This is a genomic window from Vibrio sp. 070316B (assembly GCF_013114115.1).
Classification (GTDB): Bacteria; Pseudomonadota; Gammaproteobacteria; order Enterobacterales; family Vibrionaceae; genus Vibrio; species Vibrio chagasii_B.
Genome location: NZ_VTYC01000001.1, coordinates 75,454 through 94,781, shown reverse-complemented (window position 1 = coordinate 94,781; position 19,328 = coordinate 75,454). Strand labels below are relative to the sequence as shown.

The window sequence follows — 19,328 nt, the reverse complement described above, 5'->3', positions numbered from 1 at the left end:
AGTCCTTAGGCTAATGCCTCGGTGAGCATTGAGCTGAATTGCTTCAGCAAAGTAGACGCTTGTTCGGGAGGCGTCTTAACTTCTACGAGCAAAGTACCCTGACCTTGTTCGAAATGTTGTTCGATGAGCGTTTGATAGCAATTCAAGGTTTCTGGTGCCGCATAACCAAGCTGGAATTGCGCAGCAGCATGTTCAAAACTAAAACTATGAGGCATCTGATATAGAGATTGTTTTTGTTGCTCAGGAACCGGCAACAAATCAAAGATTGCCCCGCCATCGTTATTGGTGACCACAATAACCATTGGCGTTGTATTATGAGTGAGTAGCGCCAGCGAATTGAGGTCATACAACAAAGAGGTGTCGCCAATCAGCATCATCAAAGGATTCTGGTTCGCTTTTATCACGCCCGCAGCCGTTGCCACCAAGCCATCAATGCCCGACGCACCACGGTTGCTATAAACTTGAGTCGCAGATATTGATGACAACATATCCACCAGCCTTACCATCAAGCTATTTCCCACAAATAACTCTCTGCCTTTAAGTCTAGACGACAAGTCAACGGCGACGCTCAACTCTGTAAGTTGATCATTATTAGAGATTTGTGCCAATGCCAATTGTTGAACTGTGTTCGCGACTTCCGCCAAAGGTGCCGCCCAACCAGCATGTTCTCCCAACAGCGTTGGTAGATGCTGCTCTGATAACCAATATTCGATATCAGCGACGATGTGAGTTTGAGGCAGATGATCTTGATTAATACGATGCGCATCTGGTGAAACAACGATGTACTGCGATGAACAAAATGTAGCAGCTTGCCCTTTTACCCATTGGTTAAGACGCTTAGAAACGATGCGCTCACCAAACTGGATAATAAAGTCACACTGGCTAAGCTGTGCTTTGGCTGCGTCACTTTGCATCCATAAATCATAGTGTTTCCAGTCACTGCTGACACCCGATTGAGGGTCACAGAAAACTGGCCAGCCCAAAGCTGACGCAAACTGCTTGGCTTTAATTGCAGCTTCATTCTCGATAGAACCAATAACCACCGCGCCTTTACGAGCGACATAATCACTTGCAGAAACAGGCTGAGCGTTTAAATGGCTCGGTAAATAAGTGTTCGAGTAAAGGCTGGTTGAAGCTCTCCAAGCTGCCACGCTCTTTGTATAATCCGCATACATCTCAGCGCTATTAGCGGAATAAAGAGGTTCTGGGAACGGACAGTTGATGTGAATAGCACCACCAACACTGCGTTGTTTCGCCAGTGCGTGATCAATCGATGTCAAAAGCCAATTCAAAGAAACTTGTGTCGTCGGGCTTGGCAGGTTTAGCGCCGTTTCAACGTGAGACGAAAAGATACCCTGCTGTTGAATCGCTTGGTTAGCACCACAATCGACTAAATCAATTGGTCGATCAGAGGTCAGCAAGATTAGCTTTTCTCGCGTTAATCCAGATTCAGCGGTCGCTGGTAGAAGGTTAGCGACGGCAGTACCGGAAGTAACAATCACCGCAACTGGCTTGTTGCTCGCTTTAGCTAAGCCTAGAGCAAGAAAGCCAAGCCCGCGCTCATCAAAGTGCGTATGTAAGGTTAGCTTAGAGTTAGCTTCGGCTTCGAGTGTTAATGGTGTTGAACGAGAGCCCGGTGCGATGCAAACATGTTCAACACCGCTGCGTGTAAGCTCTTCAAGTAACGTGTGACACCAAACTCTATTTAATACGGCTTGGTCGTGATTCATGATGCGACACCCAGTGGTGGGTGATCTGAAATTAGGCTCAACAAGGTCGACATCTTCTTGTTCAACTCTTGCCACTCATGTTCAGCCACCGATCCTGGTACGATCCCCGCGCCCGCAAACAGTTGTACTTGATCGTTTACAACCAATGCACTTCGAATCGCCACACAGAATTCTGCTCGTTGATGACTGATATAACCGACAGAGCCGGCATACCAGCCTCTCGCAAACGGTTCGTGTTCTAGAATGAAGTCCATCGCTTCTTTGCGCGGTAAACCGGCTACGGCTGCGGTTGGTTGTAAAGCCGCAAGTAACTGAACGCCATTAACGCCGTTATTAAGCTGCGCGTGAATATTACGTTTTAGGTGCTGTACCTTACGCAAACGAACAAGGCGCGCTTCTTTCTCTACGTGCACGGATTGTGAATGAGGAGTGAGACGCTCAATGATGTCGTCGACGACATATTGGTTTTCATTAAGGTTCTTGGTGTCTTGTGAAAGCCAATTTGCTAGCTCCATATCTTCGGTAGCGTTCTCGCCACGACCAATGGTGCCAGCGAGCGCTTCGGTATCAAGCTCGGTGCCATGACGGCTGTATAAGCGCTCAGGTGTCGAACCAATGAAACTGTGTTTAGAATCCAACACCAACATAAAGTGAAAGCTATGGTGGTTTTGCTGGTAACTAGCCTTAAGGAGTTGAGCCGCACAAATAGGTGCATCAAGTTGTAGCGTGGTTTTTCGCGCTAAAACCACTTTCTTGTACTCTTCGTCGCTAATGCCTTTCAGTACTTTCTCAACTAACCCGCCCCACTGTTCTCTTTCTGGAACGTGGTTTATCTGTTCAATATGGGCAGACAAAGGCGCCAATATCGCGGCTTCTACGGATAGCTTATTCAAAGCATTAATAGAAACAACACGATCAGGGGACAAGTTAACCGCCAGCGACCAAGTGTCGTCAAAGCGGATCAATTCAATCTGAGGTAGAAAGAAGAAAGATTCCATGCAGCGGCGATTTTTTTCAGTGTGCCCGTCAAATGAACGTCCACCCCAGATTCGTTGGTCTTCACCTAGAATCGCATACGCGGGTGCTGGATCTGAAAATGTGTGTAACTGACCAAGCGCAACCACCTCTTCACGAGTGTCGCGTGACTGCCAGTAGAACTTAGGAAAAAGCGGTTGAGCATGAAGCCATTCGATAAATGCAAACGATGGTTTTTGCGTGAGAACTTCAACACAACGAACTTCGCTTGCTTGGGCATTTTGTACTCGCTCAATCAAAGCGGAGATAGTTTGCTGGAAATGTGACAAATCGACCTCGTTCACATCTAAATTCTTATTATATTAGTTTGATACTTTATGGGTAGCACCCACTTAGATCAAGAATGTCCGATATCTTTTCAACATTCCTGTGACTTTAAGCGAGCCCCTCTATCATTTTAGACAATAACCATAAAAGCGATGAATTAAAACTTAGAAAAGGGTGACAACAAAAAGACCAAACGTGACACTGAAATGCGACATTCATCAGATTTTTATTCTATCAAACGCCATTTTGCGGTACTTTAATAAAGTATTTAAATTAATTTCAGGAAATCGGCAATGCAAAATATCGGGATGTCGTCAAAACTCAACAGCGTATGCTACGAAATCAGGGGGCCTGTACTCAAACATGCTAAGCGCATGGAAGAAGAAGGGCATAAAATACTAAAGCTTAATATTGGTAACCCCGCCCCATTTGGTTTTGACGCCCCTGATGAAATCCTTGTTGACGTAATCCGTAACCTGCCGACATCTCAAGGTTACTGTGACTCAAAAGGTATCTATTCAGCCCGTAAAGCGGTTGTTCAACACTACCAGAAAAAAGGCCTACGCAATCTTGACGTAGAAGACGTTTACATTGGTAACGGTGCTTCAGAGCTTATCGTTATGTCTATGCAAGCGCTACTGGATAATGGTGATGAAATCTTAGTTCCCGCTCCAGACTACCCACTATGGACAGCGTCTGTTGCACTTTCTGGTGGTACTCCGGTTCACTACATGTGTGATGAAGATGCAGACTGGTACCCAGATCTGGATGATATGCGCGCAAAGATCTCACCGAAGACTCGCGGCATCGTTCTTATCAACCCGAACAACCCTACAGGTGCGGTTTACAGCCGTGATTTCCTACTGCAAGTTGTCGAGATTGCACGTGAACACGGCCTAATCATCTTCGCTGATGAGATTTACGACAAAGTCCTTTACGACGGTGCTGTGCATACCTCTGTTGCAACGCTGGCTGAAGACGTACTGATGGTAACGTTCAACGGCCTATCTAAAGCTTACCGTGTTTGTGGTTTCCGTGGTGGTTGGATGTTCCTAACGGGCCCTAAACACTTAGCCAAAGGTTATGTTGAAGGTTTAGAAATGCTTGCCTCTATGCGTTTGTGTGCCAACGTACCAATGCAGCACGCTATCCAAACGGCATTGGGTGGCTATCAGAGTATCAATGAACTGATTCTGCCAGGCGGCCGCCTGCTTGAGCAACGTGACCGAGCATGGGAACTGATTAACAAGATCCCTGGCGTGTCTTGTGTGAAGCCAAAGGGCGCGATGTACCTGTTCCCGAAGATCGACACCGAGATGTACAACATTAAAGACGATCAGAAGTTCGTACTCGATTTCCTTAAGCAAGAAAAAGTACTGTTAGTACAAGGTACTGGCTTCAACTGGCCTAAGCCTGACCACTTCCGTATTGTGACTTTGCCACATATTGAAGACCTTGAAGTGGCAATTGGTCGCCTAGAGCGCTTCTTGCAGACTTACAATCAAGACGACCTCATCGAAGGTTAATGAGCACAAGAAAGATGGCTACAATTTGCTGTTTTAAAAGACTTTAACTTGTATTCATTCACTTCTATGCTTAAAAGGCTCCAGTTTAGGAGCCTTTTTTGTATCCGCTGTCTCGTGCAGTTTGTGGCAAACAAAAAGTACGAGTGGAGCACTCTCTAGATAGGACATTTATGAAACAGAGCCATTTCTTCGCCCATCTCGCACGCATGAAGCTTATCCAACGCTGGCCTCTGATGCGCTCCGTCTCAAGCGAGAACATTTCAGAACACAGCCTACAGGTCGCTTTCGTCGCCCATGCCTTGGCGCTTATCAAAAACAAAAAGTTTGATGGCAAACTCAACCCAGAACACATTGCCCTAATCGGGATGTATCATGACACCAGTGAAGTACTGACTGGTGATCTGCCTACACCCGTCAAATACTACAACCCAGATATTGCTCAAGAGTATAAGAAGATAGAAGCAGCTGCAGAGCAAAGGCTACTTTCGATGCTGCCAGAAGAGTTTCAAGATGATTTCGCCCCCTTCTTAATCTCCGGCACCGCCAGTAAAGAAGAACAAAACATCGTAAAACAAGCCGACACTATCTGTGCGTATCTAAAATGTTTAGAAGAGCTCAGCGCTGGCAACCATGAGTATGAACAAGCCAAACGTCGGCTAGAAGAAACTCTCGCACAGCGAAAAAGCCCGGAAATGGACTACTTTCTCACCACCTTTGCCCCAAGCTTTGAATTATCACTAGACGAGATAAGCTAGCCAGGTATAAGTTGCTTGTAATTAAATAAAATCAATTTGATAGGTGATATTTTGAATTCTCAACTCGAATCCTCTTTTGTACTCGAACAAGAGTGGCAACATCGAAATGACGATGAACACAAAATAAGACGTGATGATCACCGCAGCCCCTATCAGCGAGACCGAGCACGCGTACTTCACTCTGCCGCTTTCCGTCGCCTACAAGCTAAAACTCAAGTGCACGGCACCACGGTTAATGACTTTCACCGCACGCGCTTAACTCATTCGCTAGAAGCAGCGCAGCTTGGCACAGGTATCGTTGCTCAACTGAAGAAAAAGCAACCTGAGTTTCGAGACCTTCTGCCTTCAGATAGCCTAATTGATTCTTTATGTTTGGCTCACGATATCGGCCACCCGCCATACGGGCATGGCGGTGAAGTTGCACTCAACTATATGATGCGCGAACACGGCGGCTTTGAAGGCAATGCGCAAACCTTTCGCATTGTCACCCAGCTAGAACCTTACACAGAGCACCACGGGATGAACCTGTCTCGACGTACCCTGTTAGGGCTAATCAAGTACCCTTCACTACTCAGTGAAGTGAAGGCAAAAGAACAACCAGAACCCGTTAAGCACCAGCGACAACTTCGTGCCAAAGACTGGATGCCAGCGAAAGGTATCTACGATCATGACGAAGAGTTATTCAACTGGGTACTTGAACCACTCTCAGCGAACGACCAACAGCTTCTCAAACAGAAAAGAAAGTCGCACACAGAGCCACTAGAACATAACAAGACTAAGTATAAGTCACTCGACTGTTCCATCATGGAGCTTGCCGATGACATCGCTTATGGCGTGCATGATCTGGAAGATGCGATTGTGCTTGGTTCAGTGACTAAAGCGCAGTGGGTTGAATCGGCTTATCCGCAGTTAAAAGAGATGGCGGACCCGTGGATCTGTGAACACCTAGATTCGATCACAGAGATGTTGTTTTCTGGCGAGCAGTACCGCAGAAAAGATGCCATTGGTGGGATTGTTAACGCGCTGCTGACGAGTATCTCGATTAAGCCTGTTGATGAAAGTTTTGAGAACGCACTGCTTGCCTACAATGCCGTATTGGAGCCAAGCATGGATGCTACCCTCGACAAGCTGAAACACTTCGTCAGCGAATTCGTGATTCAAGTACCGCAGGTTCAAGTTATTGAGTACAAAGGCCAGCAGATCATCATGGATATGTTTGAAGCCTTCAGCGCCGATCCTGAACGCCTGTTGCCACTGCCCATCAAGAAGCAATGGCTACAACATCAAGATGCATCCAGAAAGATGCGCGTGATCACCGATTACATCTCATCAATGACCGATGACCTGGCTCAGAAGATGCACCAACAGTTGTTTTCAGCACATACAGAGTTCTAGACTTACTCGCAGTACTTAGACTCAGCGAACTTAGATAAGTATTAGTGAGATTACGCTAAGTAGTTTTTCTCAAATACGCCCGGCGGCATTTGATTGATTTGAAACTGAATCATTTGGTCAAATGCCGTTAGCAGCGGACTGAAATCTCGGCCATCTTCTAACAAGCTCAGTAAATGGTACCCAGCTTCTACAGTCGACAAGCTATTTTCACTTGGCGCTTTACGGATTCGGTAATTACCCTTGAGATCTTTTGGTAAGTGGACCGTGTTCAACGCATGCAAGTTACTCGACACTTGCCACATCTTGAATGCTTTCTTCCACGTCCCATCCAATAAAATCACACGTAGTTTTTTATTAGGCCGTGTTACAGATTCAACTGGCGCAGAGTGTTCACTCGGGTACAAAATCACGTGCTGATATTGCGTATCAGCCAGCATGGCATTCAGTTGCTCATTGTCTGAAAAATCTTCACCGACGATCGTCACACTATTTTTTAAAGATAACGAGAGGATACGCGCGGTTCCCATCGGACGATGCTCTTCTGATGGGTGCTGAAGAATGATAAGCTCAACGTTCGACTCTAGTGGTGTAACCCACTGACAAATACAAGCTTTCAACGCCTTGCTGCATTGGGGGCAATAACGAGACATGGATGTAATGTGTACCCTGTTTTAATTTTCACTTCACTTTTATGCGTCATATTCCAACTAGAGCCAGTGCAGGCTTGGGTCGTTTGGGATAAAAGTGCGATTGTCGATGGACAATGGTGGCGGATCCTAACAGGAAACTTTTCACATACCAACTACTCACATCTGCTAATGAATCTAGCAGGCTTGTGGATCATCAGTTATCTGTTTCAACCCACGCGAAAACAACTGATCTCTGCGTTAGCTATGATCAGTTTAATCACTGGATTGGCTTTGTTGCTTTCAAGCATTCAGATTTATGTAGGCTTATCGGGAACACTGCATGGATTGTTTGGCTTTTTCGCGCTCAGAGAGGCTTTAAACGGCAGGAAATCTAGTTGGCTGTTGGTATCAGGATTAGTCGCTAAAATCGCTTGGGAGCAATTTGTAGGCCCTTCCAGCACGACTGGTGAGCTAATTAACGCGAGAGTGGCTATTGAAGCCCACCTAGCAGGTGCACTGGCAGGCGGCTTCCTAGCTATCATTTCATTGGTAATGAGCAAAAAAACAAACTAAAGCTGTATTCTTTCGCGATTCTTCTCAACCGTTGCTTCACCAATCCCTTTGACACTCACCAAATCGTCAGCGGTAGCAAATGCACCGTTCTCAGTTCTATAGTCGACAATGTCTTTGGCTTTCTTATCGCCCACACCAACCAATAGCGCTGATAGCTCTTCTGCGGTCGCGGTATTAATGTTTACTGTAACCTCAATGCCATCATAAAGCTCAGCCTTAGTTGGGCTGTCTGCGAGTGCTGTAGGGCTTAAAAACATCAGAAGTGAAAGAAGTAGTGTTGAATATAGAGTGCGCATAATCCATTCCTTTGTGAAAAAAGGTAATTTATGCGTTTGTAGCAAGAGATAACATAATCGCCAGATAAAAATAAAGCGGGTCACCTAAGTGACCCGCTTTGTTATACATCTTATTTTCATCAGCTTGCTTGTTGGCTCACAAATATGATTTGTGGCTAACTAGCAAGACAATTGATGATTACTGACCTTGACCTACTACGTAGTATTCAACGTCTGCGTTTTTGCGTAGTACGTTTAATACGTTAGTTAGATCTTGCTGGTTACCAACACGCTCCAACTGAGCACCAATTTGAGTGCTGTAAGCTGGGTTGATTTCAGCTGTTACTTTAGACAGTTCCACAACAACGATGTTGCCTTCTTGGTCTTTAGATTGACCGAATACAACTTGGCCTTCTTCTGGCTTAGCTAGAGCAAATACAGAAGCCGCTAGTGGAGAGTTGCGGTCAATGGTCTCAAGTTCTGTGAACTCAAGGTTGTTGTCCGCTAGCACAGCTTCGTTACCAGCTTTAAGGTCGTTAACTAGAGAAACACCTAGCTCAACAGCTTGCTCTTCCGCCTTTACAGCAGATAGTGCCGCCACAACCTGGTCTTTCACTTCTTCAAGAGGAAGAACTGTCTCATCACGAGTCTCTTCAACACGTACAACAATGACGTGCTCAGGAGCCACTTCGATAACTTCGGAGTTAAGGCCATCTTCTTTCACTTCAGGGCTCAAAATAGCTTGCATAACTGCAGGCGTCATCAGAACTTCTGGAGCATCAGCTTGAGAGATGAAATCAGTTGTTGTGATCTTAGCATTGATAGCTTCTGCAGAATCGTCTAGCGAGTCTGGGAATTCAAACGCTACTTTTTCTAGCTCAGTTTGCATTTCGTAGAACTGGTCTACTGCGTGTTGGTCTAGAAGTTCTTGCTTAATCTCCGCTGCTACTTCTGCGTATGGCTGAGATTCAGGCGCTTTTAGTTCGTCTAGCTTGATGATGTGGTAACCGAAGTCAGACTTAACTAGGCCAGTTGTATCACCAACATTCTGAAGAGCGAAAGCTGCGTCTTCGAAAGCTGGGTCCATCACATCACGTTCGATCCAACCTAAGTCACCGCCAACATCTGCACTGCCGAAGTCGTCAGATTTCTCTTCTGCTAACGTAGCAAAGTCAGCGCCTGCATTTAGCTCGTCTAGGATTGACTGAGCTTTTGCTTCGTCGTCGCCTTCAACAAGAATGTGGCTCACTTTACGTTGCTCTGCCGTTGAGTACTTGTCTAAGTGTTCTTGGTAGTATTTTTGTGCTTCTTCGTCGCTCACTTCTAGCTGTGACTTAAGTGCTTCAGCAGAAAGTTCAATGTAAGACACTTTAGCTTGCTCTGGACGAGTGTACGCTAGAGGGTTTTCAGTGTAGTACTGTTCGATCTGCTCATCAGTTAGCTCAACGTCTTTAGCAAGGTCAGCAACAGAAAGAGTCACTGTGCGAATGTCACGAGTTTGAGCGATTAGCTTGCTTTGTGTGTCGATTTCGCCTTGAAGAACGAATTCACTGCCTTGAAGTGCTGTCACAAGCTGGTTGCGCATTAGGTCACGACGCATGTATTCAGCGAAGCTTTCTGCGCTGAAACCTGCACGGCGTAGTGCTGCTTGGTAAACTTCTTGGTCGAATTGACCCGCAGTTTGGAACTGAGGCATTTCTAGAATCATTGTACGGATTTGAGAATCGCTGATTCGTAGGCCTAGAGACTCTGCTTGCTGCTCAAGTAGAACGTCGTTGATCATGCGATCAAGTACTGATTTACGGAAAGACTCTACGTACGCAGGGTCTGCAAGCATTTGAGCGAAGTAATCGCCAAGTTGAGATTGCATGCGATTACGTTCGTTTTGGTAAGCTTGTTCGAACTCACCACGACCGATTTCTGTATTGCCAACTTTAGCTGCTGCGTTGTTACCGCCACCGGTGATGTAGCTGCCTACACCTGCGAATACGAATGACAGGATAATCAACCCAAGGATAATTTTTACCGCGATGCTATTCACGCCTTCGCGTAATCGATCCATCATAATTTAAGTGCTCTCCGGATATGAAGCATTGGCTTCAAAATAAAAATCTATTCACGCGATATTATCAGAAAAAGAAATGCGCATCAGTAGGATGCGCATAATTTAAATTAGTTCAATGTGCTTTGCACATATACTGTTTAAGAATGAAACATCATTTTTCAAACAGTAAACGCATTTTACTGCCTTCCCCTCTTTAAAATCGAGGTTTCAGCAGTAGAAATTAGTTACATGCGTCTTTAAGTGCTTTACCCGCTTTGAAGCCAGGTACTTTAGCTTCTGCGATTTGGATCTCTTCACCAGTTTTTGGGTTACGACCTGTACGAGCAGCACGAGTACGAACACTGAAAGTACCAAAGCCAACAAGTGCAACTTGGTCACCTGATTGTAGCGTTGTGCCAACTGCTTCGATGAAAGCGTCTAGAGCGCGACCAGCTGAAGCTTTAGAGATGTCTGCGTTTTCTGCGATTGATTCTACTAGTTGTGTTTTATTCACTGTTTTTCCCCTATGTGTCATCTGTGACTACTTCTCGATGACTGTACGTTCCATTTTGGTTTTAATTTAGCCGCAACCCTTATTGCAAAAGGGCTGCCGCTTTGATCAATAACTTAGCGTCCAAAAAAAACGCTGACAAGCCTTTTCGGGCCTATCAGCGTAATTCTTTACTTATTTTTGCTATGCATCACTATTTTTTCACGTCAAACTCGACCCCTGACGGATCTCGTTCTAGCGCTACTTTCAGTACTTCGTCAATCCACTGAACTGGGATCACCTTCAAGTCAGCGATTACGTTGTCTGGAATCTCTTCCAAATCACGCTCATTGTCTTTCGGAATCAGTACCGTTTTGATGCCGCCGCGGTGTGCTGCAAGCAGTTTCTCTTTCAAGCCACCGATAGGTAAAACTTCACCACGAAGGGTAATTTCACCTGTCATACCGACCTCAGCTTTCACAGGATTACCCGTTAAGCTAGAAACAAGCGCAGTACACATTGCGATACCCGCACTTGGACCATCTTTCGGTGTTGCACCTTCAGGTACGTGAACGTGAATGTCGCGTTTCTCATAGAAATCTGAGTTAATACCCAGTTTTTCTGCACGAGAACGAACTACCGTCATCGCAGCTTGGATAGACTCTTTCATCACATCGCCAAGAGAACCGGTTTGCGTTAGCTTACCTTTACCCGGCATTGCTTCGGTTTCGATAGTCAGCAAGTCACCACCAACTTGAGTCCACGCTAGGCCTGTTACTTGACCAATACGGTTGCTCTCATCCGCTTTACCGAAGTCGTGACGTTGAACGCCTAAGTACTCTTTCAGGTTATCCATGTTAACCGTTACAGACTTAAGATCGCTGTCTAGCAGGATGTTCTTCACTGCTTTACGGCAGATCTTAGAGATTTCACGCTCTAGGCTACGTACACCCGCTTCACGCGTGTAGTAACGAATAATGCCGATGATTGCAGAGTCTTCAATCTCAATCTCATGAGGTTTTAGACCGTTGCGCTTAACTTGCTTATCTAGCAGGTGGCTCTTAGCAATATTCAGCTTTTCATCTTCTGTGTAACCAGACAGACGAATCACTTCCATACGGTCCAATAGTGGGCCAGGGATGTCCATCGAGTTCGATGTTGCCACGAACATAACGTCTGACAGATCGTAATCTACTTCTAGGTAGTGATCGTTAAACGCGTTGTTTTGTTCTGGATCCAGTACTTCAAGAAGTGCTGAAGATGGGTCGCCACGCATATCAGAAGACATCTTATCGATCTCATCCAATAGGAACAGTGGGTTCTTAACACCAACTTTAGACATCTTCTGGATTAATTTACCCGGAAGAGAACCAATGTAGGTACGACGGTGACCACGAATCTCAGCCTCATCACGAACGCCACCTAGTGCCATACGCGTGTACTTACGACCTGTAGCAGCCGCGATAGAGCGACCTAATGACGTTTTACCCACACCAGGAGGACCAACAAGACAAAGGATTGGACCTTTCAGCTTATTGATACGGTTCTGTACCGCCAAGTACTCAAGAATACGTTCTTTAACACGCTCTAAACCGTAGTGATCTTCGTTTAAGATCTCTTCCGCTTTCGCTAGATTCTTCTTAACTTTTGAGCGCTTAGCCCAAGGAACGCCAACCATCCAATCGATGTAGCTACGTACTACTGTTGCTTCAGCAGACATAGGCGACATCATTTTCAGTTTTTGCAGTTCTTGCTCGGTTTTTTCACGAGCTTCTTGAGGCATTTTCGACTCTTCGATCTTCTTCTTCAGAGTCTCGAATTCGTCTGGAGCGTCATCCATCTCGCCAAGTTCTTTCTGAATCGCTTTCATTTGCTCATTCAGGTAGTACTCACGCTGAGATTTTTCCATCTGCTTCTTAACACGGCCACGGATGCGTTTTTCAACCTGCAGGATATCAATTTCTGATTCCATTTGGCCCATCAGGAACTCTAGACGCTCAGTCACATCTAGAATTTCTAGTACGTGCTGTTTGTCTACAAGTTTAAGTGGCATGTGTGCTGCGATGGTATCTGCAAGACGAGCAGCTTCATCAATCCCATTCAGAGAGGTTAGAACCTCTGGTGGAATCTTTTTGTTTAGCTTAATAAAGCCTTCGAATTGATTGATCGCACTGCGAACAACCACTTCTTGTTCTTTTTCGTCAAGTTCTGAGGTAACAACGTATTCGGCATCCGCTAGGAAAAACTCACTCTCTTTAAATTGGTGAATTTTTGCACGTTGCTGACCTTCAACAAGTACTTTAACTGTACCATCAGGGAGCTTAAGTAACTGAAGAATGGTAGCGACGGTACCTACTTTAAATAGGTCGTCAATTGAAGGCTCATCAGTGTCCGCTTCTTTCTGCGCAACAAGTAGTACTTGTTTGTTAGCTTCCATTGCCGACTCTAGGCAAGTAATCGATTTTTCACGACCAACAAACAATGGAATAACCATGTGTGGGTAAACCACTACATCACGTAGAGGTAGCACGGGGATTTCGATACGCTCGGAACGTTCCAAGTTCATATATTTCTCTCTTCCGCTTTAACTTATAAAGCAGTATATGGGGCTTAAACGACTGGATTCAATGGAAGAATAAAAAAAAGGAGGTAATTGCTTACCTCCTTTTTCAATTTGAGTGACTTGTCTAAAAAAGACCTACTCTGCAACAGCTGCTTGGTTATCTGAGTTGCTGTAAATCAATAGTGGTTCTGACTCACCATTGATTACCGACTCATCAATCACAACCTTGCTTACATCAGTTGAAGATGGCAGTTCGTACATCGTTTCTAGCAGAACACCTTCCAAAATAGAACGTAGACCACGAGCACCCGTTTTACGGCTCATCGCTTTCTTAGCAATCGCACGTAACGCGTCTTCGCGGAACTCAAGCTCTGTATCCTCTAGCTCAAATAATGCTGCGTACTGTTTAGTAAGTGCATTCTTTGGTTCACAAAGGATTTGGATTAGCGCTTCTTCATCAAGCTCTGTCAGTGTTGTCGTAACAGGTAGACGACCAATGAATTCTGGAATTAGACCGTACTTCACTAGATCTTCAGGTTCTACTTGAGTGAACAGTTCACCAATAGTTTTGGTTTCGTCTTTTGAACGCACTTCAGCGCCAAAACCGATACCTGAACCTGTCTCTACACGTTGTTCAATCACTTTATCTAGGCCGGCAAATGCACCACCACAGATAAATAGAATCTTAGACGTGTCCACTTGCAAGAACTCTTGCTGTGGATGCTTACGACCACCTTGTGGTGGAACAGAAGCAACTGTACCTTCAACAAGTTTTAGTAGAGCTTGCTGTACACCTTCACCAGACACGTCACGCGTGATTGATGGGTTTTCAGCTTTACGAGAAATCTTATCGATTTCATCGATGTAAACAATGCCGCGTTCCGCTTTCGCTACGTCGTAATCACATTTCTGAAGCAACTTCTGGATGATGTTTTCAACATCTTCACCCACGTAACCCGCTTCGGTTAGTGTGGTTGCATCCGCCATTGTGAAAGGAACGTCTAGGAAACGAGCCAGTGTTTCAGCCAGTAGTGTTTTACCACTACCAGTAGGACCGATAAGAAGAATGTTACTCTTACCTAGTTCTACGCCTTCAGCTGTCGTATCACCATTACGTAAACGCTTGTAGTGGTTATATACTGCAACTGCTAGCACTTTTTTCGCGTATTCTTGACCGATTACATAGTCATCAAGGTGCTCACGAATCTCACGCGGCGTTGGCAGCGATTCAGACTCTTTCTTAGGAAGAACATCTTTGATTTCTTCACGAATAATGTCGTTACAAAGATCGACACATTCATCACAAATGTAAACAGAAGGACCTGCGATTAACTTGCGAACTTCGTGCTGGCTTTTGCCACAGAAAGAGCAGTAAAGCAGTTTACCGCTACCACCCTCTTTGCTTTTATCTGTCATTCGCTAACCTCTTAGCCTTTACTCTCTATGGTTTGAGTGTATATCAATTTGCATCACTTTGCGTCAAACAATTGCCCTGCAATTATTGACCGCGGTGATTAAGAACTGAATCCACTAAACCGTATTCTACTGCTTGATCAGCAGACATGAAATTGTCACGATCTGTATCACGCTCAACAACTTCTAGAGGCTGGCCTGTGTGCTCTGCCAATAGTTTGTTTAGCTTTTGTTTGATCGTTAGGATCTCTTGCGCGTGAATCTGAATATCAGACGCTTGGCCTTGGAAGCCGCCAAGTGGCTGGTGAATCATTACACGTGAGTTTGGAAGCACGTGACGCTTACCTGGAGTACCACCCGCTAGTAAGAATGCACCCATAGAGCAAGCTTGCCCCATACATACTGTGCTCACGTTTGGCTTGATGAACTGCATTGTGTCGTAGATAGACATGCCTGCTGTTACGCTACCGCCAGGTGAGTTGATGTAAAGGTAGATATCTTTGTCTGGGTTTTCAGATTCCAAGAAAAGCAGTTGAGCCACGACAAGATTTGCCATGTGGTCTTCCACTTGACCTGTTAAGAAAATGATTCGTTCTTTTAATAGACGAGAATAAATATCGTAAGAACGTTCACCACGGGAAGTCTGTTCAACCACCATAGGAACTAGTGCGTCCATAATCGATGGCATTGTATTTTTTTCTTGGTAGCTCATATTCTTATGTCCCTAAAATAAATGGCCCGAATGATAAAATCATACGGACCATTGTTAGCAGAATTGTCGACCGTACGTCAACCTTCTACGTCAGATATTACTATATTAAGCAGGTTGCTGATTCATTAGCTCGTTGAAGCTAACTTCTTTATCAGAAACTTGAGCTTTAGCGATGATTGCATCAATAGCTTGCTCTTCTAGAGCAACGTTGCGCATGTTGTTCATCATTTGCTCGTTTTGCTCGTAGTAAGCAATAACTTCAGATGGATCTTCGTATGCTGTAGCCATCTCTTCGATGATAGCTTTAACTTTCTCGTCATCAGCTTTTAGCTCTTCAGTCTTGATTACTTCACCAAGTAGAAGACCTACAACTACGCGACGTTTAGCTTGCTCTTCGAACAGCTCACGTGGAAGTTGGTCAGCAGCTTCAGTGTTGCCACCGAAACGTTGAGCAGCTTGTTGACGTAGAACACCGATCTCTTGATCGATTAGAGCAGAAGGTACGTCGATGTTGTTTTCGTTAACTAGACCGTCGATAGCTTGCTCTTTGATGCGGTTCTTAACAGCTTGCTTAAGCTCACGCTCCATGTTCTTACGAACTTCAGCTTTAAGACCTTCAACGCCGTCAGTTGCGCCGAACTTAGCAACGAATTCTTCGTTTAGTTCTGGAAGTTCACGAGCTTCAACTTTGTTTACTTTGATTGCAAACTTAGCTGCTTTACCTTTTAGGTTTTCAGCGTGGTAATCTTCTGGGAAGTTTACGTCGATTTCGAATTCCATACCTGCTGTTTTACCAACGATACCGTCTTCAAAACCAGGGATCATGCGACCAGCGCCCATCTCTAGTGGGAAGTTCTCAGCTTTACCGCCTTCGAACTCTTCACCGTCGATAGAACCAACGAAGTCGATAGTTGCACGAGAACCAGCGTCAGCTGCAGTGTCAACTTCAGTCCAAGTTGCTTGTTGCTTACGTAGAGTTTCGATCATCTCTTCAACGTCTGCGTCTTTAACTTCTACTGCTGGTTTCTCAACAGTGATGTTTTCTAGACCTTTCAGCTCAACTTCTGGGTAAACTTCAAAAGTTGCGTTGAATACTAGGTCAGCGCCTTCGTTGTTTTCAACTGGTGCGAAAGTTGGTGCGCCAGCTGGGTTGATTTTCTCTTTAACGATCGCTTCGATGAAGTGACGTTGCATTACTTCGCCCATCACGTCTTGACGTACTGCTTTGCCGTACATTTTAGCAACCATCTTCATTGGCACTTTGCCTTTACGGAAACCATCGAAACGACGGTTTTTCGCGATGTTGCGTAGTTCAGCTGTAACTGCATCTTCGATGTTAGCAGCAGGAACAGTAATATTAAGACGGCGCTCTAGGCCTTCTAGCGTTTCAACAGTAACTTGCATTATATAAACCTCAAAACTGGCTCAGTAATCTGAGCATATGAGCCGTAACTTGGCTTTAATTCAAAAGCCGGCGTTGTTGGCTGCATCCTTGTGTAGTGCTCTATCCGAACACCTAATTTAAAATCGAGCATTGATGTTTGAATTGATCATTCAACCAAACACCAGACTAATCAGCGATATCTTCATCTTCACATACTTGTTAAGAGCTCAGTTTTCACTGGCTAATAAAAAGCAGCGAAGCTTGTTTTCGGAAACAAGAAAGGTATCTCCGATTAGCCTCAGGACAGAAATTTTAGACGCGACATTCTAGCGATCTGTTTAATCTCTGTCGAGCCGTTCACCTCTGCTTGATGATGAATGCTCTAAATTCGTCCAACTAAATGATACAAAAACGTTCAGAACATCACTTAGCACAACAGAAATGGGGACAATAGCGACTTTTTCAAGGGAATCGAGGGCTTTTTTTGCTAAAAACCTTAAAAAGAGATCTTGCTCTTGTTTTACCCCTCAGAGTCGATAACTTTTTCAACAATCTCCGTTACAAAGCCTTAACCTAACTCCATCTACTAGCTCTCTATTTTCAGCAAAAACTACCGCTAATTGCTGTGATGAATGAGAGAAAGCAGGCTTTATATTGTCGCCCCGATTTAGCGGAGAACCAACATGTTTCAAGCTTCGAGAATTCGTATCCTGTTATTGATCGCCTACAGCGTCTTGATGATCCTTGGTGGTCACTGGGTATGGAATACGAGCCATCAAAGTTTGTTAAATGATCACCAATCTAACTTAGACCGCTTTTCCGTCCACATTGCCAGCCAATTGGATAAGTTTGCCCATATCCCTGAGCTACTTTCGAAGGATAAAGAGCTAGTTGATGCCCTGCACTCACCAAGCAACACTGCTCAAATTGAACTCACCAATCGCTATCTAGAGCACGTCAACACTGTTATTCAGGCGTCTGACACCTATTTATTGGATAGCATCGGTACCACTATCGCAGCCAGTAACTGGAATCTAAAACATTCTTTTGTTGGGCGTAACTTTGCCTTTCGCCCTTATTACCAACAAGCCATTCAAGGACATGAAAAGCAGTACTTTGCTTTAGGTTCGACTTCAGGAAAGAGAGGCTACTATTACTCTTACCCGGTCTCTTATGCTGCTGAAATCATTGGTGTAATTGTGGTAAAAATGGATTTATCTTCGATAGAAGCAAGCTGGCAAGGCAAACAGAGCTTTTTTGTCGCGGATGATAAAGACCAGATTATCTTTATGTCTAGCAATCCTGAATGGCTATTCAAAAGTCTTCAGCCTCTCGATAATGCACAACAAGCTCGCATTCGGGAGAATCAGCAATATCTCGATACCCAGATTGAAAGCCTTCACTTCTCTGGCGATCTAGAGGGCGCGACCAGCAGCATTCGTTCATCTCATCCTTTAGTTAGAGAAAAGTTTTTTACCTCTTCACGCTTTCTACCTGACCCTGGATTAACGGTCAGGGTCTTCTCTCCTACACACTTGGTTTGGTGGGATTTGGTAGCCTACATGGTGGTATTAAGCTTAGTATTCGCGATCATTTATCTGGTCATTCAGCTTAACCTTCATCGCCAACACCGACGCGCTCAGATCGACAGATTACAGTCTGAAGCGAATCAGAAACTAGAGTTTCAAGTACTCGAAAGAACCTCTGAGTTGCATGGAGAGATCAAGCAACGTATCGAAACCGAGCGAGTATTGAGACACACCCAAGACGAGCTCATTCAAGCAGCCAAGCTAGCGGTATTAGGTCAGATGTCAGCCAGTATTAGTCATGAGTTGAACAACCCTCTCGCGGCCATTCGCAGCTACGCCGACAATGGGCGACTGTTTCTGGCCAAAGAGAAAATAGATCGAGTCGATGACAACTTATCGCGTATTTCAGCACTCACCGATCGTATGGCGAAAATCAGCCACCAGCTTCGCTCCTTTGCTAAAAAATCGACCGCCGAAGAGCTGCACACCTTACAAATACTGCCCATTCTTCACTCATCTAAAGAACTGATGAAGCCACAGTTCAAAAGCGAGCGAGTTAAGCTTAATGAGCTGCCCGAAACCTTCGATGTCTGTGTACTCGCTAACGCCATTCAACTGGAACAAGTCATCATCAACCTACTCACTAATGCTGTTCAGGCAATGGAAGAGCAAGACGATAAGCAATTAGCCATCTTGTTAGAAATCAAAGAAACGGATGAGGCTCAAGATAACACGCTACTGATTCACATCGATGACAACGGGCCTGGCTTTACGTCTTCATCAAGCGGTAACTTTTTCGAGCCTTTCCATACCACCAAGAAGAACGGGCTTGGGTTAGGCTTATCGATATCTCAGCAAATAATCAGTGGGATCAACGGCAAGCTCACGACGGGAACCAGTCCACAAGGTGGTGCTCGATTTAGCATTGAGTTACCCGTTATTGAGCAACAGTAAGAGCAAGAACTGCAAAGACAAAAGAATAAGCACCAACACACGAAGCAAAAACAA

General features: G+C 44.9%; 15 protein-coding genes and 1 pseudogene. 5 read left to right on the top strand and 11 right to left on the bottom strand.

Translation table 11 applies throughout. The features are described 5' to 3' along the window. Positions 1-5: 5 nt before the first annotated feature. Positions 6-1,730, bottom strand: coding sequence for a 2-succinyl-5-enolpyruvyl-6-hydroxy-3-cyclohexene-1-carboxylic-acid synthase (gene menD / locus F0251_RS00420; protein ID WP_171730090.1), 1,725 nt, complete (start codon positions 1,728-1,730; stop codon positions 6-8). Further along, entirely contained in the window at positions 1,727-3,034 is a 1,308-nt protein-coding gene (locus F0251_RS00415; RefSeq protein ID WP_116870602.1) for an isochorismate synthase MenF, read from the bottom strand. Before F0251_RS00415 ends, menD begins: the two co-directional genes overlap by 4 nt. Positions 3,035-3,325: 291 nt before the next feature. Between F0251_RS00415 and F0251_RS00410 the strand changes: the two genes are divergently transcribed. The 3 genes from F0251_RS00410 to F0251_RS00400 all read left to right on the top strand — a co-directional run bounded on the left by F0251_RS00410 (position 3,326) and on the right by F0251_RS00400 (position 6,708). Beyond that, the gene (locus F0251_RS00410; RefSeq protein ID WP_004739935.1) at positions 3,326-4,558 is read left to right on the top strand and encodes a pyridoxal phosphate-dependent aminotransferase; all 1,233 of its coding nucleotides are present in this window, start codon (positions 3,326-3,328) and stop codon (positions 4,556-4,558) included. Positions 4,559-4,728: 170 nt separating this feature from the next. Next, complete coding sequence (gene yfbR / locus F0251_RS00405) at positions 4,729-5,313, top strand: 5'-deoxynucleotidase (protein ID WP_061033655.1); 585 nt, start codon at positions 4,729-4,731, stop codon at positions 5,311-5,313. A gap of 51 nt (positions 5,314-5,364) precedes the next feature. Continuing rightward, positions 5,365-6,708, top strand: a complete 1,344-nt coding sequence (locus F0251_RS00400; RefSeq protein ID WP_116870208.1) for an anti-phage deoxyguanosine triphosphatase — start codon at positions 5,365-5,367, stop codon at positions 6,706-6,708. 50 nt (positions 6,709-6,758) lie between these two features. Here F0251_RS00400 and F0251_RS00395 read toward each other — a convergent pair whose 3' ends face one another. Then, a complete protein-coding gene (locus F0251_RS00395) occupies positions 6,759-7,358 on the bottom strand; it encodes a tRNA-uridine aminocarboxypropyltransferase (protein ID WP_061033657.1) in 600 nt (199 codons plus the stop codon). A 9-nt stretch (positions 7,359-7,367) separates the two neighbouring features. On the opposite strand from F0251_RS00395, the gene rrtA reads away from it, so the two are divergent. After that, entirely contained in the window at positions 7,368-7,910 is a 543-nt protein-coding gene (gene rrtA / locus F0251_RS00390) for a rhombosortase (protein WP_171730089.1), read from the top strand. Here the strand turns inward: rrtA and F0251_RS00385 are convergent. The 8 genes and pseudogenes from F0251_RS00385 to F0251_RS24620 form a co-directional block, all read right to left on the bottom strand. Continuing rightward, positions 7,907-8,206, bottom strand: coding sequence for a helix-hairpin-helix domain-containing protein (locus F0251_RS00385; protein ID WP_061033659.1), 300 nt, complete (start codon positions 8,204-8,206; stop codon positions 7,907-7,909). The two genes, rrtA and F0251_RS00385, sit on opposite strands and share 4 nt — an antisense overlap. A 178-nt stretch (positions 8,207-8,384) precedes the next feature. Further along, entirely contained in the window at positions 8,385-10,250 is a 1,866-nt protein-coding gene (gene ppiD / locus F0251_RS00380; protein WP_116870206.1) for a peptidylprolyl isomerase, read from the bottom strand. A 220-nt stretch (positions 10,251-10,470) separates the two neighbouring features. Then, on the bottom strand, positions 10,471-10,764 hold the full coding sequence (locus F0251_RS00375) for an HU family DNA-binding protein (RefSeq protein ID WP_012604504.1): 294 nt from the start codon (positions 10,762-10,764) through the stop codon (positions 10,471-10,473). Positions 10,765-10,933: 169 nt separating this feature from the next. After that, the gene (gene lon / locus F0251_RS00370) at positions 10,934-13,285 is read right to left on the bottom strand and encodes an endopeptidase La (RefSeq protein WP_102425398.1); all 2,352 of its coding nucleotides are present in this window, start codon (positions 13,283-13,285) and stop codon (positions 10,934-10,936) included. Between the two features lie 132 nt (positions 13,286-13,417). Next, positions 13,418-14,698 carry an ATP-dependent protease ATP-binding subunit ClpX gene (clpX, locus tag F0251_RS00365; RefSeq protein WP_008220631.1) on the bottom strand — a complete coding sequence of 427 codons (1,281 nt, stop codon included), beginning with the start codon at positions 14,696-14,698 and terminating at the stop codon, positions 13,418-13,420. Positions 14,699-14,780: 82 nt separating this feature from the next. Beyond that, positions 14,781-15,407 (bottom strand): ATP-dependent Clp endopeptidase proteolytic subunit ClpP, encoded by a 627-nt coding sequence (gene clpP / locus F0251_RS00360; RefSeq protein ID WP_004736080.1) that lies wholly within the window; start codon positions 15,405-15,407, stop codon positions 14,781-14,783. Between the two features lie 105 nt (positions 15,408-15,512). Continuing rightward, the gene (tig, locus tag F0251_RS00355; protein WP_004739926.1) at positions 15,513-16,811 is read right to left on the bottom strand and encodes a trigger factor; all 1,299 of its coding nucleotides are present in this window, start codon (positions 16,809-16,811) and stop codon (positions 15,513-15,515) included. A 318-nt stretch (positions 16,812-17,129) separates the two neighbouring features. Then, positions 17,130-17,312, bottom strand: a pseudogene (locus F0251_RS24620) (hypothetical protein); the annotation flags it as partial. 162 nt (positions 17,313-17,474) lie between these two features. Here F0251_RS24620 and F0251_RS00350 point away from each other — a divergent pair. Beyond that, positions 17,475-19,274: an ATP-binding protein gene (locus tag F0251_RS00350; RefSeq protein ID WP_171730088.1), complete on the top strand. Its 1,800-nt coding sequence runs from the start codon at positions 17,475-17,477 to the stop codon at positions 19,272-19,274. The last annotated feature ends 54 nt before the right edge of the window (positions 19,275-19,328 follow it).